Origin of the sequence: Azospirillum brasilense, assembly GCF_007827815.1 — a bacterium.
Classification (GTDB): Bacteria; Pseudomonadota; Alphaproteobacteria; order Azospirillales; family Azospirillaceae; genus Azospirillum; species Azospirillum brasilense_C.
The window spans coordinates 292,032-318,351 of sequence record NZ_VITH01000002.1 but is presented as its reverse complement, the minus strand read 5'-3'; the positions used below and the strand labels follow the sequence as shown (position 1 = coordinate 318,351).

General features: G+C 68.9%; 26 protein-coding genes and 1 pseudogene. 10 read left to right on the top strand and 17 right to left on the bottom strand.

Annotation, left to right across the window (positions count from 1 at the left end):
- Window positions 1–14: 14 nt before the first annotated feature.
- The 4 genes from atpD to FBZ83_RS05405 all read right to left on the bottom strand — a co-directional run bounded on the left by atpD (window position 15) and on the right by FBZ83_RS05405 (window position 4,585).
- On the bottom strand, window positions 15–1,454 hold the full coding sequence (gene atpD / locus FBZ83_RS05420) for a F0F1 ATP synthase subunit beta (RefSeq protein WP_014239441.1): 1,440 nt from the start codon (window positions 1,452–1,454) through the stop codon (window positions 15–17).
- Window positions 1,455–1,523: 69 nt separating this feature from the next.
- Window positions 1,524–2,414, bottom strand: a complete 891-nt coding sequence (locus FBZ83_RS05415) for a F0F1 ATP synthase subunit gamma (protein ID WP_038526240.1) — start codon at window positions 2,412–2,414, stop codon at window positions 1,524–1,526.
- Between the two features lie 72 nt (window positions 2,415–2,486).
- A complete protein-coding gene (gene atpA / locus FBZ83_RS05410) occupies window positions 2,487–4,016 on the bottom strand; it encodes a F0F1 ATP synthase subunit alpha (RefSeq protein WP_035671446.1) in 1,530 nt (509 codons plus the stop codon).
- Window positions 4,016–4,585 (bottom strand): F0F1 ATP synthase subunit delta, encoded by a 570-nt coding sequence (locus FBZ83_RS05405; RefSeq protein ID WP_038526237.1) that lies wholly within the window; start codon window positions 4,583–4,585, stop codon window positions 4,016–4,018. Before FBZ83_RS05405 ends, atpA begins: the two co-directional genes overlap by 1 nt.
- 436 nt (window positions 4,586–5,021) lie before the next feature.
- Between FBZ83_RS05405 and FBZ83_RS05400 the strand changes: the two genes are divergently transcribed.
- Complete coding sequence (locus FBZ83_RS05400; protein WP_014239437.1) at window positions 5,022–5,345, top strand: hypothetical protein; 324 nt, start codon at window positions 5,022–5,024, stop codon at window positions 5,343–5,345.
- A gap of 86 nt (window positions 5,346–5,431) precedes the next feature.
- Here FBZ83_RS05400 and FBZ83_RS05395 read toward each other — a convergent pair whose 3' ends face one another.
- Both FBZ83_RS05395 and FBZ83_RS05390 read right to left on the bottom strand, forming a co-directional pair.
- Window positions 5,432–5,935, bottom strand: a complete 504-nt coding sequence (locus tag FBZ83_RS05395; RefSeq protein WP_247888154.1) for a cache domain-containing protein — start codon at window positions 5,933–5,935, stop codon at window positions 5,432–5,434.
- Between the two features lie 159 nt (window positions 5,936–6,094).
- Window positions 6,095–8,374, bottom strand: coding sequence for a primosomal protein N' (locus FBZ83_RS05390; protein WP_145681413.1), 2,280 nt, complete (start codon window positions 8,372–8,374; stop codon window positions 6,095–6,097).
- Window positions 8,375–8,462: 88 nt separating this feature from the next.
- Between FBZ83_RS05390 and fsa the strand changes: the two genes are divergently transcribed.
- The 3 genes from fsa to FBZ83_RS05375 are packed head-to-tail and all read left to right on the top strand — an operon-like array spanning window position 8,463 to window position 10,816.
- Window positions 8,463–9,119 carry a fructose-6-phosphate aldolase gene (gene fsa / locus FBZ83_RS05385; RefSeq protein ID WP_014239434.1) on the top strand — a complete coding sequence of 219 codons (657 nt, stop codon included), beginning with the start codon at window positions 8,463–8,465 and terminating at the stop codon, window positions 9,117–9,119.
- A gap of 10 nt (window positions 9,120–9,129) precedes the next feature.
- Window positions 9,130–9,843 (top strand): DUF484 family protein, encoded by a 714-nt coding sequence (locus tag FBZ83_RS05380; protein ID WP_145681412.1) that lies wholly within the window; start codon window positions 9,130–9,132, stop codon window positions 9,841–9,843.
- Between the two features lie 13 nt (window positions 9,844–9,856).
- Window positions 9,857–10,816, top strand: coding sequence for a tyrosine recombinase XerC (locus FBZ83_RS05375; RefSeq protein WP_145681411.1), 960 nt, complete (start codon window positions 9,857–9,859; stop codon window positions 10,814–10,816).
- A gap of 193 nt (window positions 10,817–11,009) precedes the next feature.
- On the opposite strand, the gene lpdA is transcribed toward FBZ83_RS05375, so the two are convergent.
- On the bottom strand, window positions 11,010–12,410 hold the full coding sequence (gene lpdA / locus FBZ83_RS05370; protein ID WP_145681410.1) for a dihydrolipoyl dehydrogenase: 1,401 nt from the start codon (window positions 12,408–12,410) through the stop codon (window positions 11,010–11,012).
- Window positions 12,411–12,557: 147 nt separating this feature from the next.
- Between lpdA and FBZ83_RS32455 the strand changes: the two are divergent.
- Window positions 12,558–13,058 (top strand): annotated as a pseudogene (locus tag FBZ83_RS32455) (hypothetical protein); the annotation flags it as partial.
- Between the two features lie 36 nt (window positions 13,059–13,094).
- Here FBZ83_RS32455 and FBZ83_RS31790 read toward each other — a convergent pair.
- A complete protein-coding gene (locus FBZ83_RS31790; protein WP_247888180.1) occupies window positions 13,095–13,823 on the bottom strand; it encodes a hypothetical protein in 729 nt (242 codons plus the stop codon).
- Between the two features lie 84 nt (window positions 13,824–13,907).
- Window positions 13,908–14,789: an alpha/beta fold hydrolase gene (locus FBZ83_RS05360; protein ID WP_145681408.1), complete on the bottom strand. Its 882-nt coding sequence runs from the start codon at window positions 14,787–14,789 to the stop codon at window positions 13,908–13,910.
- 125 nt (window positions 14,790–14,914) lie between these two features.
- On the opposite strand from FBZ83_RS05360, the gene FBZ83_RS05355 reads away from it, so the two are divergent.
- Window positions 14,915–15,073 carry an entericidin A/B family lipoprotein gene (locus FBZ83_RS05355; RefSeq protein WP_114857656.1) on the top strand — a complete coding sequence of 53 codons (159 nt, stop codon included), beginning with the start codon at window positions 14,915–14,917 and terminating at the stop codon, window positions 15,071–15,073.
- Between the two features lie 70 nt (window positions 15,074–15,143).
- Here the strand turns inward: FBZ83_RS05355 and rfaE1 are convergent, their stop codons facing one another.
- Together rfaE1 and FBZ83_RS05345 are read right to left on the bottom strand one after the other, a co-directional pair.
- Window positions 15,144–16,589: a D-glycero-beta-D-manno-heptose-7-phosphate kinase gene (gene rfaE1, locus FBZ83_RS05350; RefSeq protein ID WP_145681407.1), complete on the bottom strand. Its 1,446-nt coding sequence runs from the start codon at window positions 16,587–16,589 to the stop codon at window positions 15,144–15,146.
- Window positions 16,590–16,658: 69 nt separating this feature from the next.
- Entirely contained in the window at window positions 16,659–16,991 is a 333-nt protein-coding gene (locus tag FBZ83_RS05345) for a hypothetical protein (protein ID WP_145681406.1), read from the bottom strand.
- Window positions 16,992–17,158: 167 nt separating this feature from the next.
- Here FBZ83_RS05345 and FBZ83_RS05340 point away from each other — a divergent pair, with 167 nt between their 5' ends.
- The 3 genes from FBZ83_RS05340 to FBZ83_RS05335 all read left to right on the top strand — a co-directional run bounded on the left by FBZ83_RS05340 (window position 17,159) and on the right by FBZ83_RS05335 (window position 19,726).
- On the top strand, window positions 17,159–18,613 hold the full coding sequence (locus tag FBZ83_RS05340; RefSeq protein WP_145681405.1) for a sensor histidine kinase: 1,455 nt from the start codon (window positions 17,159–17,161) through the stop codon (window positions 18,611–18,613).
- Window positions 18,614–18,763: 150 nt separating this feature from the next.
- Window positions 18,764–18,928 carry a hypothetical protein gene (locus FBZ83_RS31345; protein WP_160174793.1) on the top strand — a complete coding sequence of 55 codons (165 nt, stop codon included), beginning with the start codon at window positions 18,764–18,766 and terminating at the stop codon, window positions 18,926–18,928.
- Window positions 18,929–18,961: 33 nt separating this feature from the next.
- Window positions 18,962–19,726 carry a methyltransferase domain-containing protein gene (locus FBZ83_RS05335; RefSeq protein WP_145681404.1) on the top strand — a complete coding sequence of 255 codons (765 nt, stop codon included), beginning with the start codon at window positions 18,962–18,964 and terminating at the stop codon, window positions 19,724–19,726.
- 18 nt (window positions 19,727–19,744) lie between these two features.
- On the opposite strand, the gene FBZ83_RS05330 is transcribed toward FBZ83_RS05335, so the two are convergent.
- From FBZ83_RS05330 to FBZ83_RS05315, 4 genes are all read right to left on the bottom strand, one after another.
- The gene (locus FBZ83_RS05330) at window positions 19,745–20,266 is read right to left on the bottom strand and encodes a DUF4405 domain-containing protein (RefSeq protein WP_145681403.1); all 522 of its coding nucleotides are present in this window, start codon (window positions 20,264–20,266) and stop codon (window positions 19,745–19,747) included.
- A gap of 111 nt (window positions 20,267–20,377) precedes the next feature.
- Complete coding sequence (locus FBZ83_RS05325; protein ID WP_014239415.1) at window positions 20,378–21,001, bottom strand: ParA family protein; 624 nt, start codon at window positions 20,999–21,001, stop codon at window positions 20,378–20,380.
- Between the two features lie 11 nt (window positions 21,002–21,012).
- Window positions 21,013–22,620 (bottom strand): CYTH and CHAD domain-containing protein, encoded by a 1,608-nt coding sequence (locus FBZ83_RS05320; protein ID WP_145681402.1) that lies wholly within the window; start codon window positions 22,618–22,620, stop codon window positions 21,013–21,015.
- Window positions 22,621–22,716: 96 nt separating this feature from the next.
- On the bottom strand, window positions 22,717–23,823 hold the full coding sequence (locus FBZ83_RS05315) for a class I SAM-dependent methyltransferase (protein ID WP_145681401.1): 1,107 nt from the start codon (window positions 23,821–23,823) through the stop codon (window positions 22,717–22,719).
- 149 nt (window positions 23,824–23,972) lie between these two features.
- On the opposite strand from FBZ83_RS05315, the gene FBZ83_RS05310 reads away from it, so the two are divergent.
- Complete coding sequence (locus tag FBZ83_RS05310; protein ID WP_145681400.1) at window positions 23,973–25,169, top strand: phosphoglycerate kinase; 1,197 nt, start codon at window positions 23,973–23,975, stop codon at window positions 25,167–25,169.
- 158 nt (window positions 25,170–25,327) lie between these two features.
- On the opposite strand, the gene recR is transcribed toward FBZ83_RS05310, so the two are convergent.
- Entirely contained in the window at window positions 25,328–25,921 is a 594-nt protein-coding gene (recR, locus tag FBZ83_RS05305; RefSeq protein ID WP_145681399.1) for a recombination mediator RecR, read from the bottom strand.
- 73 nt (window positions 25,922–25,994) lie between these two features.
- On the bottom strand, window positions 25,995–26,318 hold the full coding sequence (locus FBZ83_RS05300) for a YbaB/EbfC family nucleoid-associated protein (protein ID WP_014239409.1): 324 nt from the start codon (window positions 26,316–26,318) through the stop codon (window positions 25,995–25,997).
- Window positions 26,319–26,320: the final 2 nt, after the last annotated feature.

Sequence of the window (26,320 nt, the reverse complement as noted above, 5' to 3'; positions counted from 1 at the left end):
TCAGCCGACCCTGATCAGGCGGCTTCGGCGGCCAGCTTCTTCGCCTTGGCGATGGCTTCGTCGATGGTGCCGACCATGTAGAAGGCCGCTTCCGGCAGGTGGTCGTAGTCGCCGTTCACGATGCCCTTGAAGCCCTTGATGGTGTCTTCCAGGCTGACGAGCACGCCCGGGGTGCCGGTGAACACCTCGGCGACGTGGAACGGCTGCGACAGGAAGCGCTGGATCTTGCGGGCGCGGGCCACGACCAGCTTGTCCTCTTCCGACAGCTCGTCCATGCCCAGGATCGCGATGATGTCCTGCAGCGACTTGTAGGTCTGCAGAACGCGCTGCACCGAACGGGCGACGGTGTAGTGCTCCTCACCGACGACGCGCGGGTCCAGGATGCGGCTGGTCGAGTCCAGCGGGTCCACCGCCGGGAAGATCGCCATTTCGGCGATCGAACGCGACAGCACCGTGGTGGCGTCCAGGTGGGCGAAGGAGGTGGCCGGGGCCGGGTCGGTCAGATCGTCGGCGGGCACGTAAATGGCCTGCACCGAGGTGATCGACCCCTTCTTCGTGGAGGTGATGCGCTCCTGCAGGGCGCCCATGTCGGTGGCCAGCGTCGGCTGGTAACCCACCGCCGACGGGATGCGACCCAGCAGAGCCGACACTTCCGAACCGGCCTGCGTGAAGCGGAAGATGTTGTCCACGAAGAACAGCACGTCCTGGCCTTCCTCGTCGCGGAAGTACTCCGCGAGGGTCAGGCCGGACAGGGCGACGCGGGCGCGGGCGCCCGGCGGCTCGTTCATCTGGCCGTACACCAGGGCCACCTTGGAGCCCGGGCCGTCGAGCTTGATGACGCCCGACTCGATCATCTCGTGGTAGAGGTCGTTGCCCTCACGGGTGCGCTCGCCCACGCCCGCGAACACGGACACGCCGCCGTGCGCCTTCGCGACGTTGTTGATCAGCTCCATGATGGTCACGGTCTTGCCCACGCCGGCGCCGCCGAACAGGCCGATCTTGCCGCCCTTGGCGTAGGGAGCCAGCAGGTCGATGACCTTGATGCCGGTGATCAGCACTTCGGCGTCCGTCGACTGCTCGACGAAGTCCGGGGCCGCACGGTGGATCGGCAGGGTGCGCTCGGCGCCGACGTCGCCGCGCTCGTCGATCGGCTCACCGATCACATTGATGATGCGGCCGAGGGTGGCCGGGCCGACCGGCACGGCGATCGGGGCGCCGGTGTCCGTCACTTCGGCGCCGCGGACCAAGCCGTCGGTGCTGTCCATGGCGATGGCGCGGACGGTGCTCTCGCCGAGGTGCTGGGCAACCTCGAGCACGAGGACCTTGCCGTCGTTCTGGGTGTGCAGAGCGTTCAGAATGGCCGGCAGCTCGCCGTCGAACTGGACGTCGACAACGGCGCCCGTGACCTGCGTGATCTTGCCGACGGCGTTCGTCGCCTGGGTGGTGGTGGCCATGGAGTAAAGCTCCCTCGGAACTCGATAATTGTCGGATGTGCCGTCGTATCGACCGCGAACGCTGCGCCGTTAAACCGCCTCGGCGCCGGAGATGATCTCGATCAGCTCCTTGGTGATGTAGGCCTGGCGCGTGCGGTTGTAGGTGATCGTCAGCTTGTTGATCATGTCGCCGGCGTTGCGCGTCGCGTTGTCCATCGCGGTCATGCGGGCGCCCTGTTCGGACGCGGCGCTTTCCAGGAGGGCGCGATAAACCTGGATCGACAGGTTGCGCGGCAGCAGCTCGGCGAGGATCTGCTCCTCGTCGGGCTCGAACTCGTAGATCGCCTTGACCTCGGCGCCCGCGGCGTCCTCGTCCGCCTGCGCCTCGACGGCGAAGGGAACGAGCTGCTGGACGGTCACGATCTGGGAGATCGCCGACTTGAACTTGTTGAAGATCACCGAGCAGACGTCGAACTCGCCGGCGTCGTACATCGCCAGAACCTTCTGCGCGACGACATCGGCGTCGGCGAAGGACAGCTTGCGGCGACCCACATCCTCGTAGGTCTCGACGATCAGCGAGCCGAACTCGCGGCGCAGCTGGTCGCGGGCCTTGCGGCCGACGGTGAGCAGCTTGACCGTCTTGCCTTCCGACTGGAGGCGCAGGATCTGGCGGCGGGACTCACGGACGATGGCGCCGTTGAAGGCGCCGCACAGGCCGCGGTCGGAGCTGATGATGACGAGGAGATGCACCTGATCGGAACCGGTGCCGGTCATCAGCTTCGGGCCGTTGCCCGAGTCCTGCACGTTGGCCGCGAGAGAGGCCAGCATGCGGCCCATGCGCTCGGCGTAGGGACGACCGGCTTCCGCCTGCTCCTGCGCGCGGCGGAGCTTGGAGGCGGCGACCATCTTCATCGCCGAGGTGATCTTCCGCGTCGATTGGACGCTGGCGATCCGGTTCTTTAGGTCCTTGAGGTTAGGCATGCCGGCCCTTCATTCCGCTCGGGGTCGTTCGGGTTGACGGACGGGGCGCAGGAACTGCGCCCCCGCCGTCGATCAGACGAACACCTTGGAGAAGTTGTCGAGGAAGGCCTTCAGGCGCTCCTCGGTCGCAGAGGTGATCTGCTTCTCGTTGCGGATCGTCGCCAGGATGTCGGCCCCCTTGGAGCGGACCTCGGCGAGGAACTTCTGCTCGAAGCGGTTGACGTCCTCGACCTTGATCTTGTCGAGATAGCCCTTCACGCCCGAGAAGATCGACACGACCTGCTCTTCGACCGGCAGCGGCTGGAACTGCGGCTGCTTCAGCAGCTCGGTCAGACGGGCGCCACGGGCCAGCAGGCGCTGGGTGGCGGCGTCGAGGTCCGAGGCGAACTGCGCGAAGGCGGCCATCTCACGGTACTGGGCCAGCTCCATCTTGATGGTGCCCGCGACCTGCTTCATCGCCTTGATCTGGGCGGCGGAGCCGACGCGCGACACCGACAGGCCGACGTTGATGGCCGGACGGATGCCCTTATAGAACAGGCCGGTCTCGAGGAAGATCTGGCCGTCGGTGATCGAAATCACGTTCGTCGGGATGTAGGCCGACACGTCGCCGGCCTGCGTCTCGATGACCGGCAGGGCGGTCAGCGAGCCGTTGCCGTGGGCGTCGCCCATCTTGGCGGCGCGCTCGAGCAGGCGGCTGTGGAGGTAGAACACGTCGCCCGGGTAGGCTTCGCGGCCCGGCGGACGGCGGAGCAGCAGCGACATCTGACGGTAGGCGACGGCCTGCTTGGACAGGTCATCGTACACGATCAGGGCGTGCATGCCGTTGTCGCGGAAGTACTCGCCCATCGTGCAGCCGGTGTACGGCGCCAGGAACTGCAGCGGGGCCGGCTCCGACGCGGTGGCCGCGACGACGATCGAGTATTCCAGGGCGCCGGCGTCTTCCAGGGTCTTGACGATCTGGGCGACGGTGGAGCGCTTCTGACCGACGGCGACGTAGATGCAGTAGAGCTTCTTGCTCTCGTCGTCGCCCTGGTTGATCGGCTTCTGGTTCAGGAAGGTGTCGATGACGACGGCGGTCTTGCCGGTCTGGCGGTCACCGATGATCAGCTCGCGCTGGCCGCGGCCGATCGGAACCAGGCTGTCGACGGCCTTCAGGCCGGTCTGCATCGGCTCGTGCACCGACTTGCGCGGGATGATGCCGGGGGCCTTGACCTCGACGCGGGTGCGGGTGACGTCCACCAGCGGGCCCTTGCCGTCGATCGGGTTGCCCAGGCCGTCCACGACGCGGCCCAGCAGACCCTTGCCGACCGGCACGTCCACGATGGTGCCCGTGCGCTTGACGGTGTCGCCTTCCTTGATCTCGCTGTCGGTGCCGAAGATCACGACGCCGACGTTGTCGGTCTCGAGGTTCAGCGCCATGCCCTTGATGCCACCGGGGAACTCGACCATCTCGCCGGCGCGCACGTTGTCCAGGCCGTGCACGCGGGCGACGCCGTCACCCACGGAGAGGACCTGACCGACCTCGGCGACATCCGCCTCGGTCCCGAAATTCGCGATCTGCTGCTTGAGGATCGCAGAGATTTCTGCGGCGCGGATATCCATCAGACTGATCCCCCTGAGGCCTTCATGGCGAGTTGCAATTTGTTCAGCTTCGTGCGCACCGAGGTGTCGACCATGCGCGAGCCGAACTTAACGATCATGCCCCCGATCAGCGCGGGATCGACCGTGGTGTTGATCAACACCTTGGAGCCGATCGACGCCTTCAGCGCGTCGGTGACCGCGGCCAGCTGAGCGTCGCTCAGCGGCTGGGCGGAGGTGACCTGGGCGGTCACTTCGCCACGACGGCGGGCCAGTTCGGCGAGATAGCCTTCGATCATGCCTTCCAGCGCGAACAGGCGGCGGTTCTTGGCCACCAGCCCGATGAAGCGCTTGGTCAGATCGGACACTTCGGCGCGGTCCAGAACCGCGGCCATCGCCCGGCCTTGGTCGGCGCGGCTGATCACGGGACTGCGGACGAGGCGGCGAAGGTCGGCGCTCTCAGCCAGGATTTGCTTCAGCGCGACCAGATCGCTCGCGACCTGATCCAACGCTTTGTTCTCGTCCGCAAGCTCGAACAGCGCGATGGAGTAGCGCGTAGCGAGTTCGGAAACGCCTGTACCTTCGATTGCCACCTGATCCCTCGAATTGAGTTCGGTAGACGGTGAATTTTCAGGGCCTTAAATAGGGCAAAACCCACATCGCGGCGGCCCAGCCCGCGAAAGCGAGCGGTCCAATATCACAGGATTAGGCCCTGCGCAACGGGGTCTGGACAATTTGCACGCGGCTTGCGTGCGGCGTTTTGCGCCCCTGCGGCGTGGGGTCCGTTCTTGGCGACGGCGGCTGGAAATGGGCATACCACTTCACAACTGCAACGGATCACCTTGGCATCTGAAGGACCTGCCCTCCCGGAGGCCGGCCCCGGAGGCCGATTTCCGGTGCCCGCCGCGCGGCGGTCCGGAGCCCCGCCAGAGACCAGACTGTGACCTAACGCCTCGCTTAACACCCGTTTAACCATTCGCGCGCACGGTCGCCTCACAGCCCGTCTGACAGGACAAACCCAGGCCAATCATGACCGTCGTCGCCTTTTCCTGCGCCCGCTTCACGCCCGCCGACCTCAACGAGTTCGAGGCGGTGGCCGAGCCGAAGCTGCGCCTTGGCCATTGGGCCGGGGTCATCCGCGAAACGGGCCGGGAGCATGACCGGCTCCTCGTCCTCCTGCCCGGCGTGGACCGTCCCGTCTTCCGCTTCGAGCGCGACGGGCGCGGGCGCTACAGCCTGTCCTTCAACGACCGCTCCGGCTGGTACGGCATCGGCTCGGGCGGCAGCGCGTCCGAATGCCTGTCGATCTGGCGCCCCCGGCCGCGGGCCGACCGGTCCGTCTCGGTGCTCTGAGCCTCTTTTTCACCCTTCGGAAAAGTTCGATTCGGCCGCCGCCGGCCCGCTGGATCGCCTGCCGGATCGCCCTCCGATGAAGCCGGTCAGCGATACACGCCGACCGACAGCAGGTAGGGCTCGCCGCCCAGAACGACGCGCCGCACGATCATCGTCTTCGGCGCGATCTGGCCGGACAGCGGGTCCGTCCATTTGTAGCTGACGGCGCCCGACTCCCGCTCCGCCACGATGTCCAGCGCCTCCCGGATGAAGGGCTTGCCGTCGACGTCCTTCAGGTCCTTGAGGTTCGAGCCGTTGAGCGACGGCGTCCAGCCGTGGGCCACCATCACGCCGTCGCGGTCGATCAGCATCGGGTAGAGGTCGCGGTCGATCAGCGCGCCGTCCCGCTGGGCGAAGGCGTCCGGGGCGGCGTCGGCGCCATGCTGGCGCAGATAGCCGCTGGTCTTGTCGAGCAGCGCCTTGGCGTCCGATTCCGTCCCCCGGGTCTGGGCGGGCACGCCCGCCGCCAGCGCGATGATCGCCAGCAACGCGAGAACCGGGAGAACCGTCAGCAAGGTGGGGAGGTGGAAACGACCGCGCAGCCTGGACATGAGATCGCTCGGCGAAAGATGACTTCCATACTCTGGTAATACCATGACCCGCCGCTCGCAACGGACCAAACGTCACAGGTGCCTTGCGGAGCGCGCAGGGACAATCGGTCGCAGCCCCCCTTTACAGGAGTGCGATATTTCTTAACGGGCACCGCACCTCTACAGGAAGCTGTAGGGATCGACGTCCACTTGCACGCGCACATTGGGCGGAATATCCACCTGCTCCAGCCAATGCGCGATCAGCGGTTGCACCTGGACGGTGCGTGGCGCCTTCAGCAGCAGGCGCCGCCGGTGCCGCCCCCGCAGCAGGGCGAGCGGCGCCGGGGCGGGGCCCAGCACGGCGACGGTGTCGCTGCGCGGCGCGGCGCGGCCCAGCGCGATGGACAGCTTCTCCACCGCCGCCGCGTCCTCCCCCGACACGATCAGGGCGGCCAGCCGTCCGAAGGGCGGCATCCCGGCCTCCAGCCGCATCTCCGCCTCCAGCTGGTAGAAGCCGTCACGGTCCCCGGCGGCCAGCGCCTGCATCACCGGATGCTCGGGCATGTAGGTCTGCAGCATCACCCGCCCCGGCCGCTCGCCGCGCCCGGCGCGCCCGGCCACCTGATGGAGGAGCTGGTAGGTCCGCTCCCCCGCCCGCAGATCGCCGCCGGCCAGCCCGAGGTCGGCGTCCACCACCCCGACCAGGGTCAGCATGGGGAAATGGTGCCCCTTCGCCATCACCTGGGTGCCGATCAGGATGTCCAGCTCATGGTCGGCGATCCGGCGGACCATCTCTTGGATGGCGCGGGGGCCGAACAGCGTGTCGGACGCCATGATGGCGGCGCGGGCGTCGGGAAACAGCTCCGCCACCTCCTCGGCGATGCGCTCCACGCCGGGACCGCAGGCGGCCAGCGTCCCCTCCTCGCCGCATTCCGGGCAGGTCGGGGAGAGCGGTTGCGACAGGCCGCAATGGTGGCACTGGAGCTTGCGGGCCAGCCGGTGCTCGACCAGCCACGCCGTGCAGTTGGGGCATTGCAGCCGGTGCCCGCAGGCCCGGCACAGGGTCAGCGGGGCGTAGCCGCGGCGGTTGAGGAACAGCATCACCTGCTCCTTCTCCGCCAGCGTCTGCTCGATGGCCTTCTTGAGCGACGGAGCCAGCCAGTGGCGGGCCGGCGGCCGGTCCTTGCGCAGGTCCACCAGTTCGACGTCGGGCAGCACCGCCCCGCCGTGGCGGCCCGGCAGCTCGATGCGGGCGTAGCGGTTGCTGTCGGCGTTGACCTTGGTCTCCAGCGACGGCGTGGCGGAGACCAGCACGGTGGGGATGCCGCCGAGATGCGCCCGCGCGACGGCCATGTCGCGGGCGTGGTAGATCGACCCCTCCTCCTGCTTGTAGGCGGGGTCGTGCTCCTCGTCGATGATGATGACGCCGAGTGCCTTGTAGGGCAGGAACAGGGCGGAGCGGGCGCCGACCACCACCGGCACCTCGCCGTTGGCCACCGCCCTCCAGGTGTCGCGGCGCTGCGCCCCGGTCAGCTCGGAGTGCCATTCCGCCGGCGGCGCGCCGAAGCGGCGGGCGAAGCGATCCAGCCACTGCGCCGACAGGGCGATTTCCGGGAGCAGCACCAGCGCCTGCTTGCCCGCCTTCAGGGCGGCGGCGATCGCCTCGTAATAGACCTCGGTCTTGCCGGAGCCGGTGACCCCGTCGAGCAGCACGGTGGAATAGACGCCGGACTCCACGCGGGCGCGCAGGTCCGCCGCCGCCGCCTCCTGGTCGGCGGACAGGGTGGGGCCGGGACGGTGGCAGTCGGGCCGCCCGAGCTTGGTCGGCTGGAGCAGCACCGGCTCCAGCAGCCCGGCCTCGGCCAGCCCGCGCACCACGGTGACGCCGCAGCCGGCCTCCTCCGCCAGCTCCGCCGGGGTGCGCGGCGGGCCGTCGTCCAGCAGGGCCAGCACGCGCCGCCGCGGCTCGGTCATCTTGAAGCCGGGCGGCGGCTCCGCGTCGGGCTTGCGCAGATAGGCGAGCGTCGCCTTCGCCGGCTCCAGAGCCGACGGCACGCTGATCGCCATGCGCAGCACATGGCCCGGCGGCGTCATGGTGTAGGCGGCGACCCACTCCACGAACTTGCGCTCGACCTCCGGCATCGGCGGCACGTCGAAGCGGCGGACCACCGGCTTCAGCCGCGCGGCCTCGACGACTCCGGCACCGTCGCCCCACACCACCCCCAGCACGCGGCGCGGCCCGAGCGGAACCTCCACATAGTCGCCGGGGACGAGAGTCATCCCGGCGGGCACGCGGTAGTCGTAGGCCTCGCGCAGCGGCAGCGGCAGGAGCACGCGGACGCGCGGGTCCGCGTCCACCGGCACCGTGCCCGGCAGAAGAGCCTGCGCCGGCCCCCCTCCGGAGGTGATCCCGGAAGCGGTTCCGGGGTTGGCCCCGGATCTGGCGGAATTTTCACGCATCGGCTAGAGTGCCCCCTGGCCGCGACGCCGGGCAGCGAATCCCGGGAAACAGGGCACGGTCTTCCTCAGCAAGTATGGATTCCAGGTCATGAAGTTCTTCGTTGACACCGCCGACATCGCCGAGATCCGCGATCTGGCCGACACGGGCCTGCTGGACGGTGTTACCACCAACCCCTCCCTCGTCGCCAAGACCGGTCGCAGCTTCCTCGACCTCGTGGCCGAAATTTGTGATGTGGTGGACGGCCCGGTCAGCGCCGAGGTGGCCTCCACCGACTTCGAGACCATGCTGGCGGAAGGGAAGAAGCTTGCCAAGATCGCCGACAACGTCACGGTCAAGGTTCCGCTGACCCCGGCCGGCCTGAAGACCTGCAAGGCGCTGTCCTCCGAAGGCACGATGGTCAACGTCACGCTGTGCTTCTCCCCGGCCCAGGCGATCCTGGCCGCCAAGGCCGGCGCCAGCTTCGTGTCGCCCTTCGTCGGCCGCCTGGACGACATCGGGCAGGACGGCATGGGCCTGATCGCCGACATCGTGGAGATTTACAGCAACTACGACTACTTCAAGACCGAAGTGCTGGTCGCCTCGATCCGCAACCCGATCCACATCGTCGACTCCGCCCGCCTGGGCGCCCACGTCGTCACCGCCCCGCCGTCGGTCCTGAAGCAGCTCTTCAACCATCCGCTGACCGACAAGGGCCTCGCCCAGTTCGTCGCCGATTGGCAGAAGACCGGCCAGTCCATCCTCTGAGGACGGCGGCATGGGCCGGGAACCGGGACACACCCCCCAGAGGAAGGACGCGCCGACCGCCGAGGACGTGTGCGCCTACCTGCGGGACCATCCCGACTTCCTGGTCCATCACGGCGAGCTGGTCCACCATCTGACCCCGCCGTCGCAGGACCGCGGGCGCGGGGTGGTGGACCTGCAGGCCTATATGCTCGAACGTCTGCGCGGCGAGGTCCGCTTGCTGAAGGACCAGCAGCGCGATCTGATCGGCACCTCGCGCGCCAACATGAACAGCCAGAACCGCATCCACGCGGCGGTGCTGTTCCTCCTCGACGCGCAGAGCTTCGAACAGCTCATCCAGACCATCACCACCGATCTGGCGGTGCTCCTGGACCTGGACGTCGCCTGCCTGATCGTCGAATCGAACGGCCACGACACTCCGCACGTCCAGACCTCCGGCGTGCGGGTGGTCGAGCCGGGGACCGTCGACCGCTGGCTGGGCAAGGCCGACGTGGCGCTGAACGCCGACATCCAGGGCGACCCGGAGCTGTACGGCCCCGGCGCCGGGCTGGTGCGGTCGGAAATCCTGATCCGCCTCCAGGTCTCCAGCGAGACGCCGGACGGCATGCTGGCCTTCGGCAGCCGCGAGCCCGACACCTTCCACGGCAGCCAGGGCACCGAGCTGGTCGGCTTCCTCGCCCGCGTGGTAGAGCGGGTGATCCGCGGCTGGCTCGAACTCCCGGCCTGACCCGACAGAACGCATGACCGGAAAGCAGAACCCCGTCCTCGGTTTCGCCGCCCAGCCCGACGTGCAGGACGTGCTGGTCCACTGGCGCCGCTGGATGGAGAGCGAGCGCAACGTCTCGCCCCACACGCTGACCGCCTACATCGGCGACGTCGCGACCTTCCTGGAATTCATCACCGGCTATCAGGCGAAGCCGCCGTCGATGAACGACCTCGCCGCGCTGACCGTCACCGACTTCCGCTCCTGGCTGTCCCACCTCGCCATGAAGGGGATCGGCTCCAACAGCCGGTCGCGCGCCCTGTCGTCGGTGCGCAACCTGTTCCGCTGGATGGACCGCGACGGCCGCCTGCACAACCCGGCGATCAACACCTTCTCCGGCCCGCGCATCAAGCGCCCGGCGCCGAAACCGCTGACCGTGCTGGACGCCGACCGCCTGCTGGAGGAGTCGGAGAAGGAGCCGGACGAGCCGTGGGTCGGCAAGCGCGACCGGGCGCTGTTCACCCTGCTCTACGGCTGCGGCCTGCGCATCTCGGAGGCGCTGAACCTGACGCGCCGCGAGGCGCCGCTGGGTGAGACGCTGCGCGTCACCGGCAAGGGCAACAAGGAACGGATCGTCCCGGTGCTGCCGGCGGTGACGGAGGCGGTGCGCGCCTACATGGACGCCTGCCCCTACCGCCAGGGTCCGGACGCGCCGCTGTTCGTCGGGGTGCGCGGCGGGCAGCTCGCCCCGGCCATCGCGCAGCGGCGGATGCGCGACCTGCGCCGCCTGATGGGGCTTCCGGAGACCGCGACGCCGCACGCGCTGCGGCACAGCTTCGCCACGCATCTGCTGGCGGACGGTGGCGATCTGCGGGCGATCCAGGATCTGCTTGGCCACGCCTCGCTGTCGACGACGCAGCGCTACACGGACGTGGAGAGCGAGCAGCTGATGCAGGTGTACCGCTCGGCGCACCCGCGGGCGAAGAAGACGCCGTAGAGTCGGAAGGTGGGAGGTGCATTGCCCCCTCCCCGACCGGAGCGACCCCACTTGAAGTCCCCTCTACCCTCTGGGGAGAGGGTTAGGGTGAGGGGGTTGCACTTTTGCCGAACTTCCCATAAGCGCAACCCCCTCACCGGCCCTCCGGGCCACCCTCTCCCCGGAGGGGAGAGGGTTATGAGAGAGACGCGCCTCAGATGTGCAGGGCGCGGCCGTCCACAGCGAGGGCGGCTTCCTTGGTCACTTCCGACAGGGTCGGGTGAGCGTGGCAGGTGCGGGCGATGTCCTCGGCCGACGCGCTGAACTCCATCGCCACGGCCAGCTCGCCGACCATCTCCGACACGTTCGGGCCGACCATGTGGACGCCCAGCACCTTGTCGGTGCGCGCGTCGGCCAGGATCTTCACGAAGCCGTCGGTCGTGCCGCTGGCGCGGGCGCGGCCGTTGGCGGTGAAGGGGAACTTGCCCGCCTTATAGGCGACGCCGGCGGCCTTCAGCTCCTCCTCGGTCTTGCCGACCGCGGCCACTTCCGGCCAGGTGTAGACGACGCCGGGGACGAGGTCGTGGTTGACGTGGCCGGCCTGGCCGGCCAGCAGCTCGGCGAGCGCGACGCCCTCCTCCTCGGCCTTGTGGGCCAGCATCGGGCCTTCGACCACGTCGCCGATGGCGTAGATGCCCGGCACGTTGGTCTCGAAATGCGCGCCGATCTTCACGCGGCCGCGGTTGTCCATCTCCACGCCGACGGCGTCGAGGCCCAGGCCGTTGGTGAAGGCGCGGCGGCCGATGGCGACCAGCACGACGTCGGCCTCGACCTCCTCGGCAGTGCCGCCGGCGGCGGGCTCGACCGAGAGGGTGACGCCGGTGTTGGTGACCTTGGCGCCGGTGACCTTGGAGCCGAGCTTGAAGGTCATGCCCTGCTTGCCCAGGATGCGCTGCATCTGCTTGGACACCTCGCCGTCCATGGTCGGCAGGATGCGGTCCAGGAACTCGACCACGGTGACCTGCGCGCCGAGGCGGCCCCAGACCGAGCCCAGCTCAAGGCCGATGACGCCGCCGCCGATAACGACGAGGCGCTTCGGCACCTCCGGCAGCTCCAGGGCGCCGGTGGAGGAGACGATCTTCTGCTCGTCGATCTCGATGCCCGGCAGCGGGGTGACTTCCGAGCCGGTGGCGATGACGATGGCCTTGGAGGCCGTGACGGTGCCCACGCCCTCGACCTCGACGGTGTTCGGGGCGGTGATGCGGCCGGCACCCTTCAGCCAGGCGATCTTGTTCTTCTTGAACAGGAACTCGATGCCGCCGGTGTTCTCTTTGACGACCTTGTCCTTGTGGGACAGCATGCCCGGCAGGTCCAGCTCCACGCCGCCGACCTTGATGCCGAACTTGGCGAGGCCGTGCTTGGCCTCCTCGAACTTCTCCGACGCGGCGAGCAGCGCCTTGGAGGGGATGCAGCCCACATTCAGGCAGGTGCCGCCCAGCGCGCTGCGCTTCTCGACGCAGGCGACTTTGAAACCGAGCTGCGCCGCACGGATCGCGCAGACATACCCGCCGGGACCGCCGCCAACCACGACGACGTCGAAAGTGCTTTCAGCCATTGGGGGCTTTCCTTCCGCCATTTTTGTGTTCGCCAAAAGCCTTCCCGTCCAGCGGGGAGGGCCGCGCGCCGATTTATGCCGCCGCTCACGCCAACTGGCAACGGAACAGTTCGTCCGGAGGGAGGGATGCCGGGTTGAACGACCGGCATGGGAACGCGCGGGAACCGCCCCGAATTGATGGTAATCAGCGGCGGACCCCCGGTCTCCCCGTCGCGATGCTCCGGCTCCCGCCGCGTCTCCGGGATCCGGACCATCCGCCGGACTGCGCCATCACGCAGGAAAAGCGCGGAGAGGATTGGCCCCAGGGCCAAGACGCACAAGGCGAAACATCATGACGGGACGGTGGGCCGGCCTCCGAAGACGCTGAAACGGAAGGAATACAGCGCGGAGCCGGCGAGACTCCGTATGGAACTGGCAAAGCTTCAGGAGCGGGTACGCCCGCGCGTCTTCCGCGTCGTCGCACCGCCCATCCCGATGGAGCGCGAAATGTCGCAGATGTCCATCCAGCGCTTCATTCCCCATTTTCCCGCGACGGGCGAGCACATGGTCTTCGACCGGAGCTGGCAGAACCGCGCCGGAGTCGCGCGGGTCATGGGCTTCTGCACGGGCGCGCAAGACCTGGAAGCTGTCACCCACGCACCTGAAACCCGACAACCGCTGGCACAACCATTCCCGCAGCCGTTGTCACTCCTTGAACAGTGTCTTTTCTTCGATCTTCATTGGACTACCCCACAACTCGGGCCTGAACATGCCTCCTTTGTAATCCGGCTGATTGATGACGGAAACAGCAATGAAGAACGGACGATTTTTTTCATTAAGATCGACATCTTCAAGCTTGGTGACGCTCTGCAATTCCAAATCATAGACATAGGCAACGCGCTTTCCAGTTTCCCAGTAACCAGCAAGAGCAGGCTGCTCTCCCCTCACCGCGTTCTCCGGAAAGTAGCCACGCGCCACAAGAACCGAAATGCAGTTCAGGGTTGGATTGTGGCGAAGAAGGTCCGTCTGCTTTTCGATATCATCATCGAAACGCTTCCAGGCATTCCCAAGCGGATCGACATGAGACTGATTGATGCACTTCAGCTCCACGTATGTGTCGTCCCCAAAGAGGAGCCCCTTCTTTCTCAGAAGAAAATCTGAACATGCCGCTGAGCGTTGGTCGAGGGTGACCCCCGCCCTGTTGATGTAATGCCCCATTACGGTATAAGGATAGGTTTCTTCCCGCGCGCAAGTGAAGCCATAGCCCTCATCGGTGGCAATCTTCAAAAAGCCGTAGGCGATTTCAAGCTGCAACCAGACTTCCCAGCCGCCCGTGATCGCCTTGCTCGTGGAAAATTCTTCGAACTTGGGGTAATCGATCAAGCTTTTGTCGAAGCATTTTTTGATGGTTTCCAGAAACTGCTGGCAGCGCATAGCGGTGTTCCATCCTCAGTGCCGGCCCGAAGCGGTGCTTCGGGTCTCGGCAAAAGGACGGTCCCGCGATGCACGGCGTGAGGATCACTCCGTGAAGAAGTCCAGCAGCGTCCGCGCCGTCTCCTCCGGCGCCTCCTCGGGGATGAAATGGCCGGCGGGCATCACCTGCCCCCCGATGGCCGGGGCGTAGCCGCGCCAGATGCCCAGCGGATCGTCGTAGAGGCGCCCGACCGCGCTGTTGCGGCCCCACAGGAACAGGGCCGGTCCTTCCACCTTGCGGCCCGCCGCGCGGTCGGCGCGGTCGTGCTCCAGGTCGATGCTCGCCGCGGCGCGGTAGTCCTCGCACATGGCGTGGACGGTGGCGGGGTCGCGGAAGGCGGCGCGGTAGGCCTGCATCGCCTCCGGCTCGAAGATATCGGCGCTGCTGCCGATCGAGCCGAGCACCTGCCCCAGATAGAAGTCGGGGTCCGACCCGATCAGCCGTTCCGCCAGATTGTTCGGCTGGATCAGGAAGAACCAGTGGTAATAGGCGGTCGCCATGCGCTGGTCGATGCGGGCGAAGACCTCCAGCGTCGGCACCACGTCGAGGAAGGCGACGCGCTCGACCCGGTCGGGATGGTCGAGGACCAGCCGGTGGGCCACCCGCGCGCCGCGGTCGTGCCCGGCCAGCCGGAAGCGGTCGAAGCCCAGCGCGGCCATCACCGCCACCTGGTCGCGCGCGTTGGCGCGTTTGCAGTAGGTCTCGTGCGCGGAATCGCCCGGCGGCTTCGACGATTGGCCGTACCCCCGCAGGTCGGTCAGCACCACGGTGAAGCGTTCGGCCAGCCGCGGCGCGACCCGGTTCCACAGGGCGTGGCACTGCGGAAAGCCATGAAGCAGAAGGAGCGGCGGCCCCTCGCCGCCGACCAGCGTGTGGATCTCGGCGCCGTCGGTGGCGATGCGGTGGCGGGTGAACCCTTCGAACATGCGCGCCCTCCCCTATCCGTTTGAGTGTGGAGAACTGTCCTTCCGCATCGCGGGTCTTCGGAAACCTTGGGTGGGTTTCTCGCGTTTTTCAGGCGATTGTTTTCGACCTCAAGAGGAAAAATGCCATGCGCAGCCTGAAGAAGCTCGTCCTTTTCGCCGCCCTGGGTGCCGCCCTGACCACCAGCCTCGCCGCCTGCAACACCGTCGAAGGCATGGGCCAGGACGTGCAGGCGGGCGGCCGCGCCATGGAGCGCTCGTCGGACAGCGTCCAGAAGAAGATGTGATCGCGCGGCGCGGACGCCCCGGAGCCCCGGCTCCGGGGTTTCGGCGCCCCGCTCTCCAGCGCCTCGGCGCTCAGCGCTGCATGCGCTTGATGGTGTTGGTCGTGCTCTGGCCGTCCACGAGGTCGGCCAGCACGACCTTGCCACCGTAGCTCTGCACAAAGCCGGCGCCGACCACCGTGGCGACCGTGTAGTCCGCCCCCTTGACCAGCACGTCGGGCCGCAGGGCGCGGATCAGTTCCTCCGGCGTGTCCTCGCCGAAGACCACCACCAGATCGACGCAGGCCAGCGAGGCGAGCACCGTCGCCCGCGCCGTCTCGGTCTGCACCGGGCGCGTCTCGCCCTTCAGCCGCTTCACCGAGGCGTCGCTGTTGAGCCCCACCACCAGCACGTCGCAGGCCGCCTTGGCCTGGTTCAGCAACGAGATGTGGCCGGGGTGCAGCAGATCGAAGCAGCCGTTGGTGAAGCCCACCCGCTTGCCGCGGGCGCGCCAGCGTTCGGCCCGCTCGACCGCCTGCTCCAGCGTGTCGACCTTCTCCTCGCCGCTGCGCCATTCCTGCTCGTGCAGGGCGGACAGCAGCTCCGGCGCGCGGACCACCGCGGTGCCGACCTTCCCCACCACGATCCCGGCGGCCAGATTGGCCAGCCGCGCCGCGTCGGTCAACTCGACCCCCACCGACAGGGCCGAGGTCAGCGTCGCCACCACCGTGTCGCCGGCGCCCGACACGTCGAAGACCTCGCGCGCGTTGGCCGGCAGATGGGTGGCGCCGTCGCGGGTGACCACGGACATGCCGCGCTCGCTGCGCGTCGCGACCACCGCGTCGATGCCGCAGGTCTCCAACAGGAAGCGGCAGGCGGCCTCGACCTCGGCGTCGCTGTCGGCGGGCATCCCCGTCGCCTGGATCAGCTCCTTGCGGTTGGGCGTGATCACGCTGGCCCCGCGGTAGCGCCCGAAATCGTCGCCCTTGGGATCGACCACGACCGGAAGCCCGGCCTCGCGCGCCGCCTGGATGAGTTGCGCCACCAGAGCGTCGGTCAGCACGCCCTTGCCGTAGTCGGATAGGATCACCGCGCCCACCGTTAGCAGTCCGGTGCGGGCGGCGACCATCACCTCCTCCTCCGACGCGATGGCGGCGATGGACTCGGCGTCGGCGCGCAGAAGCTGCTGGCGGCCGGCGATGAAGCGCGTCTTGACCGTGGTCTGGCGCCCCGGCTCGGCCACCAGCCCGCCACCGTCGCCGGTCTCCTTCGCCACGAGGCGGACCAGCTCCAGCCCCGCCGCGTCCTCGCCCACCACCGACACGAAGCGGCAGCCGGCGCCCAGCGCCATGAGGTTGGCGGCCACGTTGCCGGCGCCGCCGAGCATGGCCGTCTCGCGCTCGATCCGCAGAACGGGGATCGGCGCTTCGGGGGACACGCGGTCGACCGACCCGTAGATGAATCGGTCAAGCATGACGTCGCCGACGCACAGCACGCTGGCGCGGGACAGGGAGTCGATGTGACGGGCAAGGTCGCTCATGCCGGTTCTACTACCAATCTTGGAAGTGGCGCGCCAGAGGAGAGCGCGGCCCCGGACCGAGCGCTACGCCTATTCGAAGGCCGGGACCTCGTGCCGCAGGTCGCCGGTGCCCTTGGCGAAGGTCAGGGTCAACTGCCCCTGCAGCTCCCGCTCCGCCGCCTCGCCGGTCCCCGGAAGGGAGGGCGGCAGCGGCGGGCTGACCAGGATGCCGGCGGCGGCCAGCGCGTCGCCCAGCGCCGTCGTCCGGTTGGCGGGGACGCAGAAGGCGATGACCGCCATCACGTCGGAAAAGAGCGTGTGGTCGACGATCCAGCCGCCGCTGCCGGTGATCCCGTCGGTCGTCGCCATCAGCGCGGCGGTCCGGTCGGTCTGCAGAACCGCTTCGAATCTCAGGATGGACATGGCCTGCCCTCCTTTTCGGGCTGTTCGGAAGAACCAGTATGGACCGGCGGCAGCGCGCCCTCAACCGGACAAAACCCCGCACCGACCCGGCTGCGGCTAGGCAGCCGCCCCCGCCTGACCTATCTTCCGCCATCCTCTCCCCCGGACCCTGCCCCCGGACGCCGCCCATGCCCATGCCCTCCGTGACGCGCAGCCTGTCGGCCAAGCTGCTGGTGCTGACCGTGCTGTTCGTCCTGCTGGCCGAGGTGCTGATCTACACGCCGTCCATCGCGCGTTACCGCCTGACCTATCTGGAGGAGCGGCTGGCCGCCGCCCATCTCGCCGCCCTGTCGGTCGAGGCGACGCCGGACATGATGGTGGCGATGGAGCTTCAGAACGAACTGCTGGCCCATGTCGGCGCCCACGCGGTGGAGCTGATCCGCCCGGACAGCCGGGTCTACATGCTGTCCCGCTCCATGCCGCCGACGGTGGACGCCGTCTTCGACCTGCGCGCCACCATGGCGCCGCGGCTGGCCGCCGACGCCTTCATGGCGCTGGCCCAGCGGCGGGACCGGGTGATCCGGGTGATCGGGCCGTCGCCCAAGGACCCTGCGTTCCAGGTCGAGATGGTGATCGACGAGCGGCCGATGATCCGGGCGATGGTCGACTTCTCGGGCCGCATCCTGGCGCTGTCGGTGGCGATCTCGCTGATCGCGGCGGTGCTGGTCTTCGTCTCGCTGACCCGGCTGCTGGTGCGGCCGATGCGCCGCCTGACCGAGGGGCTGGTCGCCATCCGCCGCGACCCCGACGGCACGCCGCCCTTCCAGCCGAGCACCCGCACCGACGAGATCGGCGTGGCGGAGCGCGAGCTGGCCGACATGCAGGCCACCATCCGCAGCGCGCTGCGCCAGCGCGAGCGGCTGGCCGCTCTGGGCACCGCGGTCGCCAAGATCAACCACGACCTGCGCGCCATCCTGTCCACCGCCGCCCTGCTGTCGGAGCGGCTGGCCGAAAGCGCCGATCCGGAGGTGCGGCGGGTCACGCCGCGGCTGATGGCTTCCATCGACCGGGCGGTGGAGCTGTGCGGCCAGACGATGACCTACACCCGCGACGGCCTGCTGCCCCTGGCGCGGGCCGCGGTGCCGCTGCGCCCGCTGGTCGAGGAGGCCGGGGCCGCGGCGCTGGCCGCCCTGCGCCCGGATGGGGAGCGGGCGGAGCTGCGCTGGAACAACCGGGTGCCGGAGGGGCTGACCGTCCGCGCCGACGCCGCCCAGCTCTCCCGCGCGCTGGTCAATCTGGGGCGCAACGCGGCGCAGGCGGGGGCCGGAGCGGTGACGGTGATGGTGGAGACCCGGCCCGGCGGCGGGCTGCTCCTGCTGGTCGCTGACGACGGGCCGGGCCTGCCGCCGCGGGCGCGGGACAACCTGTTCCAGCCCTTCGCCGGCTCCGCGCGGGCGGGCGGTGTCGGGCTGGGCCTCGCCATCGCGCGGGAGGTGCTGCGCGCCCATGGCGGCGACCTGCGGCTGGTGGAAAGCACCGCGACGGGCACCGTCTTCGCGCTGGAGCTTCCCCCGGGGATCGTCGTGGAGGGGGCCGCCCGCTTGGGCGAAATGCCCACATCGGATTCGCCCATCCCGGATTGATTTCCGGCGCCCGCTCCACCAGAATTCGCGGCACGGTCAACCCGTCGGCATCCCGCCGGGCGCACGCCCCGCGCGGGACCGGCAGCGAAGGAAGGGAACGGGACTTTGGAAGGCACGGGCAAGTGGATCACCGGGGGGATCCTGGGCTTCATGGCGTTCATCGGCCTGCTGGCGGCGTCGCGCGCGGCGGACACGGCGTTCTATTACGGCGGTTGGCTGCTGGCCATCGGCTGCATCGGGACGATCTTCATGATGGTCACGAAGCACTACAACCACATGGACGAGCAGATCGCCCGCCAGCGCGAGCAGGAATAACCCCCAAACCCCTTCAACCGGTGGAGGCCGGGCATGCCGTGGGACCCCGAGCAATACGCACGGTTCGAGTCCTGGCGCCGCCGCCCGGCCCACGACCTCGTGGCGGCCCTGCCCTCCCTGACCCCGCGGACGGTGGTCGATCTCGGTTGCGGGGCCGGGCAGCTCGCCCGCCGGCTGGCCGAACGCTGGCCGGAGGCCGAGGTTCTGGGGGTGGACAATTCCCCCGCCATGTTGGAGCGCGCGCGGACCACGCCGTCCGGCGTGCGCTGGCTCCAGGCCGATCTGAGGGTCTGGCGCCCCGACCGGCCGGTCGATCTGCTGATCTCCAACGCCGCCCTGCAATGGCTGGACGGGCACGAGCGGCTGTTCCCCGACCTGCTTCAAGCGCTGGCCCCCGGCGGGGTGCTGGCCGTGCAGATGCCCCGCAACTTCGACGCACCCTCGCACCGCCTGTTGTATGAGACGGCGGCAGACGGCCCCTGGGCCGAGCGGCTGGCGCCGGTCCTGCGCACCGCACCGGTGCACGCGCCCGACGTCTATTACGGCTGGCTCGCCCCGCTCGCCCGACGCCTGGACCTCTGGGAGACCGAGTATCTCCAGGTTCTGGAGGGTGAGGACCCGGTGCTGGAATGGACGCGCGGCACGACGCTGCTGCCCGTCCTCGACACGCTGGCGGGCGCGGAGCTGGACGCCTTCCTGGCGGCCTACCGCGCCCGGCTCGCCGCCGCCTATCCCCGACGCCCCGACGGCCGCACGCTGTTTCCCTTCAAGCGGCTGTTCCTGGTGGCGCGGGTGTAGGCGGGCGCTTCCACGACGTTACGATGCCGGCTTCGGCTGCTTGGCGGCGGTGAGGATGTTCGCCACGCCCACCGCGTTCATGCCGGCGCGGCTGCCGATAACCGACAGCGATTCGCCGTGCTGCGCCTCGATGTTGGCGGCCTTGAGCGCCTGGATGGCCTTGTCGGGGTCCAGCCCGAAGACCGGCGCCACCGTCGCCAGCGGGGCGTTCGCCACCGCCCGCATCATCGCGCCGGGGCCGCCGGTGGAGGCCGGCGTCCCGGTCATCGCGGTGAAGACCAGCGAGCCGGCAACGCTGACCACGAAGGCCGACAGCGCCACGTTGCGCTTGAAATACTGAAGGAATGCCGTCCAGTTGCGCGCCAGATGCCACAGGCCGATGGCCGAGAAGCCGACGCTGAGCCATTCGTGGGAAAAGCGCACCAGATTGCCGTTCCAGTGCAGCAGCAGCATGATTCCCGTCACTGTGGAGACCACGAACAGGACGATGGTCACCGGCGTGACGATCTGCCGGGTGATGGTGGAGGAGAGGGAGGGCATGGGGACGGCTCGCGGGTTGAACGGAATGCGGCTAAAGTGAGGCCGGATTGTAACCGCTTGATGTCCCGCGCTGCCGCCGAACGTAACAGAGTGTAACGGCGCCTTTCCGGCTCACGCCTTCTCGATGTAGGCCAGCAGCGGCTCCCAGTCGGCGCGGTGCTCGGCGGCGCGCTTGCCAGTCAGGTCGAACAGGCTGAGGCCGGAGGCCGCGGCATCGGCGTAGATCTGGCTGTCGCGCAGGCGGGTCACCACGCTGTGCCCGACCCCGCCGAGGAACTGGTCGAGCCGATCCGCCGCCTTGGTGCGGGCGCGCAGGCGGTTGCCGACCACCGCCACCGACTTGCGGTTCTTGGCGATCGACTTCAGCTCCTCCAGCTTGCCGAGGAAGCGCTGCGTCGCCTGCTCGTCAAAGGCGCTGGGCAGCACCGGCAGCACGACGACGTCGGCCATCCGCACCAGATCCTCGATCTGCTTGGTCTTCAGCGCGGCCGGCGCGTCGATGACGAGGCGCTGGATGCCCTTCGGCGCGTCGGACAGGTCCTTCGCCCAGTCCAGACCGACCAGGGCGGAAGCCGTGGCCGGGCGGCGGGCCAGCCAGCCGAGCGAGGAGCGCTGGCGGTCCACGTCGGCCAGCGCCGTGCTGTGACCGGCGGCGGCGCAGGCCGCGGCGAGGTGGGTGGCGATCGTGGTCTTGCCGCAACCGCCCTTGATGTTGGCGACGAGGATGGTCCGCATGGGGGGAAAGGTTACCCCTCCCGGTCGGGCTTTGACCAGAAGGCTTTCGCGTCGGCGAACTCCTTCCACAGGTCGCGGAGCGACGGTTCGGACTCCGCCACGCCGCGGGCGTGCCAGCCGATGACGATGCCGGCGGCGCGCGGCTCGCCCGGCTCGGGCCGGCTGCCGTCGTCGTGCAACTCGTGCAGCAGGCGGGTCGCCGTCGCCACGTCGTTCAGATGGCCCAACGCGTCCTGGAAGGCCGACAGGTCCTGGATGTAGCGGCGGGCCGGCTTGTCGTCGTAGAGGCTGCGGAAGAACTCCGCCGCGTAACGCAGCTTCTTCAAGGCGATGCGCAGCTCGTGCCGCTCGGTCACCGACAGGCTCGCGAAGCCGTGACCGGCGCGGCGGGCCTTCTTGGCGCGGCGCGACAGCAGATGGTCGGCCAGATCCTCCACCGGGTCGAACAGCCGGGCGGAATGCTCGCTGACCGGCTGGTCGCGCCAGCCCCGCGACTCGACCCAGGCGCCGAACTTCAGCAGGAAGGTGGTGTAGCGCTCTGACCGGATGGCCTCGCGCACCCCTTCGTAGGCACGGTCGCGGCGGGCGCGCGCCGCGGCGGCGAGCGCGTCGATGTCCTCCTGGAGCGGCTTGCCGTGGCCATCGGCGCGGTGGAAGGAGTCCTTCACCGGCTCCAGCAACTCGGCCAGGAAGACGTCCCAGTCGCGCGCCGGGCCGAGGCTGCCGCCCAGCCACTTCACCTCGCCGACCAGCCAGGCGTAGGAGTCGGCGGGGATGAAGTCCTTGAACAGGGCGAGCGCCGAGCGCAGGCGGCGCAGCGCCACACGCATCTGGTGGACGCCCTCCGCATCCTCGCCGACCAGGGTGACGGCCTCGTTCGCCAGCATGTGGCCGATGCAGGAGCGCAGGATGCGTGCCAGCGCGCCTTCCACCGTGGTGTCGCGGTCCAGTTCCAGCTTGCCCGCCTTGACCACCTTGTCCACCGTCCCGTCGGCGAGCGCGTAGCCGCGCTCCGCCTTGGTGCGCGGGTCGAGCCGCAGCGGGGCGGCCTGGGCCAGCTCCAGCGCCAGATCGTAGAGGGCGGCGGCGGAGCCTTCGAGAAGCTCCAGTTCCACCTCCGACACCGGGATGGAGGCGCCGTCCGGGCCGCGAACTTCGCCGCTGTCGAAGGCGACCTCGATGCGGCTGGCACTTTCGCCCTCGCCCATCGTCACCACCCGCACGGTGCGCTGGATGAGCGTGGTGAAGAGCGGCTGCAACTCCGCCGCGCCGACCGAGCCCAGCAGGTCCAGCGCGTCTTGCGATTCGATGGCCGACAGGTCGGGAGCCGGTCCGGCGACCGGATGCTCCCACTCCGCCCGGCCAAGCTCGCCGCTCTCCGGCGCGCCCTTGACCGTCTGGAGATACTGGTTGCCGACCTTGCGCACGCGCAACGTCACCAGACGCCCGGCCAGACGCCGGTCGGCGGTATCGTAATAGGTGCTTTCCAGGGTCTTGGTGCCGGCTTTTCCCTTGGCTCGGGACGCGACCGCCGGGCAGGATCGGAGCTTCGCCATGTCTTCGGCCCTGACGGCCAGCTTCAGCTCGGTTTCCCGGTTGGACTCCGCTTCGACCACCATTCGTGCCCCGTCGTTTCCGGTGGGTCCCCGTTTTGCACAGGCCCCAGCCACGGTCAAGTTACAGAACCATGACGCTTTTGTTGCAACCTTCCGTGATCAGGCCTCCGGCTTTTCCAAAACCAGGAGCTTGGACATGTAGGCCAGCGACGTGTCGCGCAGGCGCAGCCCGGCGGCGGCGAACAAGGCAAACAGGTCGTTACGGGCGTAATGGGCGTAGAAGGGCTCGTGGAAGGACTGCGGGAAGCGGTCGATCAGCCCGTCCATCATCGGGTTGTCGCCGTACTGCACGCTGTCCATGAAGACCAGGATTCCGCCGGGCTTCAGCACGCGGGCCATCTCGGCGGCGGCCTGGGCCCGGATCTTCGGCGGCAGCTCGTGGAACAGGTAGATGCAGGTCACGATGTCCTGCGACCCGGTGGCCAGCGGGATCGCCTCGGCCGCCGCCTGGACCAGCGCGCTGCTGCGCGCCCAGGGGGCGAGGTTGCGCCGCGCCTCGCGCAGATAGGCCGGGGAGAGGTCGAGCGCGGTGACCGGCAGACGCGGGTGGTTGTCCTTCACGAAAGTCAGGAAGCGCCCCGTCCCGGCGGCCACGTCGAGCAGGCGGCAATCGGCGCTGCGGCGCGTTTTCAAATACTCAAAGATCGGCACCAGGGTTTGGCGGCGCATGGCGTCGGCGCCGCCGCCGAACAGCACCTCCACCTGATGGTCGTACAGGCGGGCGCTCTCCTCGGTCAGGTAGCCGCCGGTCTGATAATGGAAGTTCTGGCGGTAGTAGGCGGGCAGCCCCCCGCTGCCGGGCGGCGGGTTGGCGCGCACCTCCACCGCCGCGTGGTCGCGGCGCCGCCGCGACACCTCCGGCACGTCGCGGAAGAAGGCCGCGGCCTCGGTCAGCAGCCGGCGCGGGTCGGGCAGCAGATCGTGCGGCAGGCGGTAGTAGCCGGCTTCGATGTTGGCGAGGTCGCGGGCCAGCAGCGCGCGCAGCTCCTCCAGGATCGCGCGGGTGCCGGGCACCGGACGGGCATCGGGAGGGCTTTGCCGCGGCGGCCCGGTGATCCGCCGGCCGATCCGCGTGGCCATCATGTACTGGCCGAGAAACCAAGCGACGCGGGCGGACTGGCTGGCCGCGTAAGCCAGCCGGGGAGTCAACCGGGGGGCTGGCCGGGGAGCTGGCCGGGCGGAGGACTGCGGGGTGATCCTGTTCATGAGGATAGAGATGGGATCGGCGGTCCCGCCCGCCCAGAGCCCGGTCCTTTCGCCGCATGGGGCAACCGGTCGCCCACGCGGGCCGTTGCAAAGCGTGCGCCCCTGTGCTGGATTGCCGGGCAAAAGTTCAACCCGCAGGGACAGCAACCATGACCGAGTTCAACACCATCGACGACCTCGACGTGAACGGTAAGACGGTGCTGGTGCGTGCCGACCTCAACGTCCCGATGCAGGACGGCAAGGTCTCCGACACGACCCGCATCGACCGTCTGGCGCCGACTCTGACCGAGCTGGCGAAGAAGGGTGCGAAGGTCGTGGTTCTGTCGCACTTCGGCCGCCCGAAGAACGGCCCGGACGCCAAGAACTCGCTGCGCAACGTGCTGGACGCGCTGAGCGCCGCCGTCGGCCAGACCGTCGCCTTCGGCGAGGATTGCGTCGGCGAGAAGGCCAAGGCCGCCATCGACGGCGTGCGGCCGGGCGCCATCGTGCTGCTGGAGAACACCCGCTTCCACGCGGAAGAGGAAAAGAACGATCCGGCCTTCGCCAAGCGGATCGCCGAACTCGGCGACCTCTACGTCAACGACGCCTTCTCCGCCGCGCACCGCGCCCACGCCTCGACCGAGGGCGTCGCCCGGTATCTGCCGGCCGCCGCGGGCCGCCTGATGCAGGCCGAGCTGGAGGCGCTGACCAAGGCGCTGGAGAAGCCGGAGCGTCCGGTGGCCGCCGTCGTCGGCGGCGCCAAGATCTCCACCAAGCTGGACCTGCTCGGCAACCTCGTGAAGAAGGTCGACATGCTGGCGCTGGGCGGCGGCATGGCGAACACCTTCCTCTTCGCCCAAGGCGTGGATGTCGGCGCCTCGCTCTGCGAGAAGGACATGGCCGATCAGGCCCGCGCCATCATGGAGACCGCCAAGGCCGCCAACTGCGAGCTGCTGCTGCCGAAGGACTTCATCGTCGCCAAGGAGTTCAAGGCCGGTGCGGCCAACCGCGCCGTTCCGGCGGACGGCATCGGCGCCGACGAGATGGCGCTGGACGTCGGCCCCAAGACGGTCGAGTTCCTCGGCCTGAAGCTCCAGGGTGCCAAGACGGTGGTGTGGAACGGCCCGCTGGGCGCCTTCGAGATCCAGCCCTTCGACGGCGGCACCAACGCCGTCGCCGGCCTCGTCGCCGAGCGCACGTCGGAAGGCGGCCTGCTGTCGGTGGCCGGCGGCGGCGACACCGTGTCGGCGCTGGCCCATGCCGGCGTAGAGGAGAAGTTCACCTACATCTCCGCCGCCGGCGGCGCCTTCCTGGAGTGGCTGGAAGGCAAGGACCTGCCGGGCGTCGCCGCGCTGAAGAAGAAGTAAGGTTTGGGGGATTGGGTGGGTGGTCGAGACGGGCCCCCACCCTTCCCGCTTCGCGGGCCCCTTCCCTCCCCCGCTCCGCAGGGGAGGGAGTTGATCCCCTCCCCTGCGAAGCGGGGGAGGGCTAGGGAGGGGGCAAGGCCTCCCCCACAAACACCTCGCTACAGCGGCCGCCGCGCCTTCAGCGCCGCGGTCAGCGTCCCGTCGTCCAGATAGTCCAGTTCCCCGCCCACCGGCACGCCGTGGGCCAGACGGGACACGGAGACCCCGCTGCCGGACAGGCGGTCGGTCACCACATGGGCGGTGGTCTGCCCGTCCACCGTGGCGTTCAGCGCCAGGATGACCTCGGTCACCGCCGGGTCCTTCGCGCGCTCCACCAGGGACGGGATGTTCAGATCGTCCGGCCCCACCCCCTGCAAGGCCGACAGCGTGCCGCCCAGCACATGGTAGGTGCCGTGGAAGGCGCGCGTACGCTCCAGCGCCCAGAGGTCGCCGGCATCCTCCACCACGCAGATGGTCGAGCGGTCACGGCTGTGGTCGGAACAGACGGAGCAGGGGTCGCGGCTGTCGAGGTTGCCGCAGACCGAGCAGTTGCGGATGGCCTCCGCGGCGAGCGCCATGGATTCGGACAGCGGCACCAGCAGGCTGTCGCGACGCTTCATCAGGTGCAGCGCCGCCCGCCGCGCCGACCGCGGCCCCAGCCCCGGCAGCTTGGACAGGAGCTGGATCAGGCGCTCGATTTCAGATCCGATCATTCAAGGCTTCGCTGGCACGGCTTCGTTTTTTAAAAGGGCGGCCGGGCCGCCTTCGCGCCCGGCCTTTCAACGCTTAGAACGGCAGCTTCATGCCCGGCGGCAGCTTCATCCCGCCCATCAGGTTCTGGGTCTCGTTGGCAACGTGCTGCTCCACCTTGGCCTTGGCGTCGTTGAAGGCGGCGATGATGAGGTCCTCCAGGACCTCGATGTCCTCCGGATCGACGATCGACTTGTCGAGTTTGATCTTCTTCATCTCGCCCTTGCCGTTCACCGTCACGTTGACCATGCCGGCGCCCGACTGGCCGGTCATCTCGACCTCGCCCAGGCGGGCCTGCATCTCCTGCATTTTGGCCTGCATCTGCTGGGCCTGCTTCATCATCTGGCCGAGGTTCTTCATGG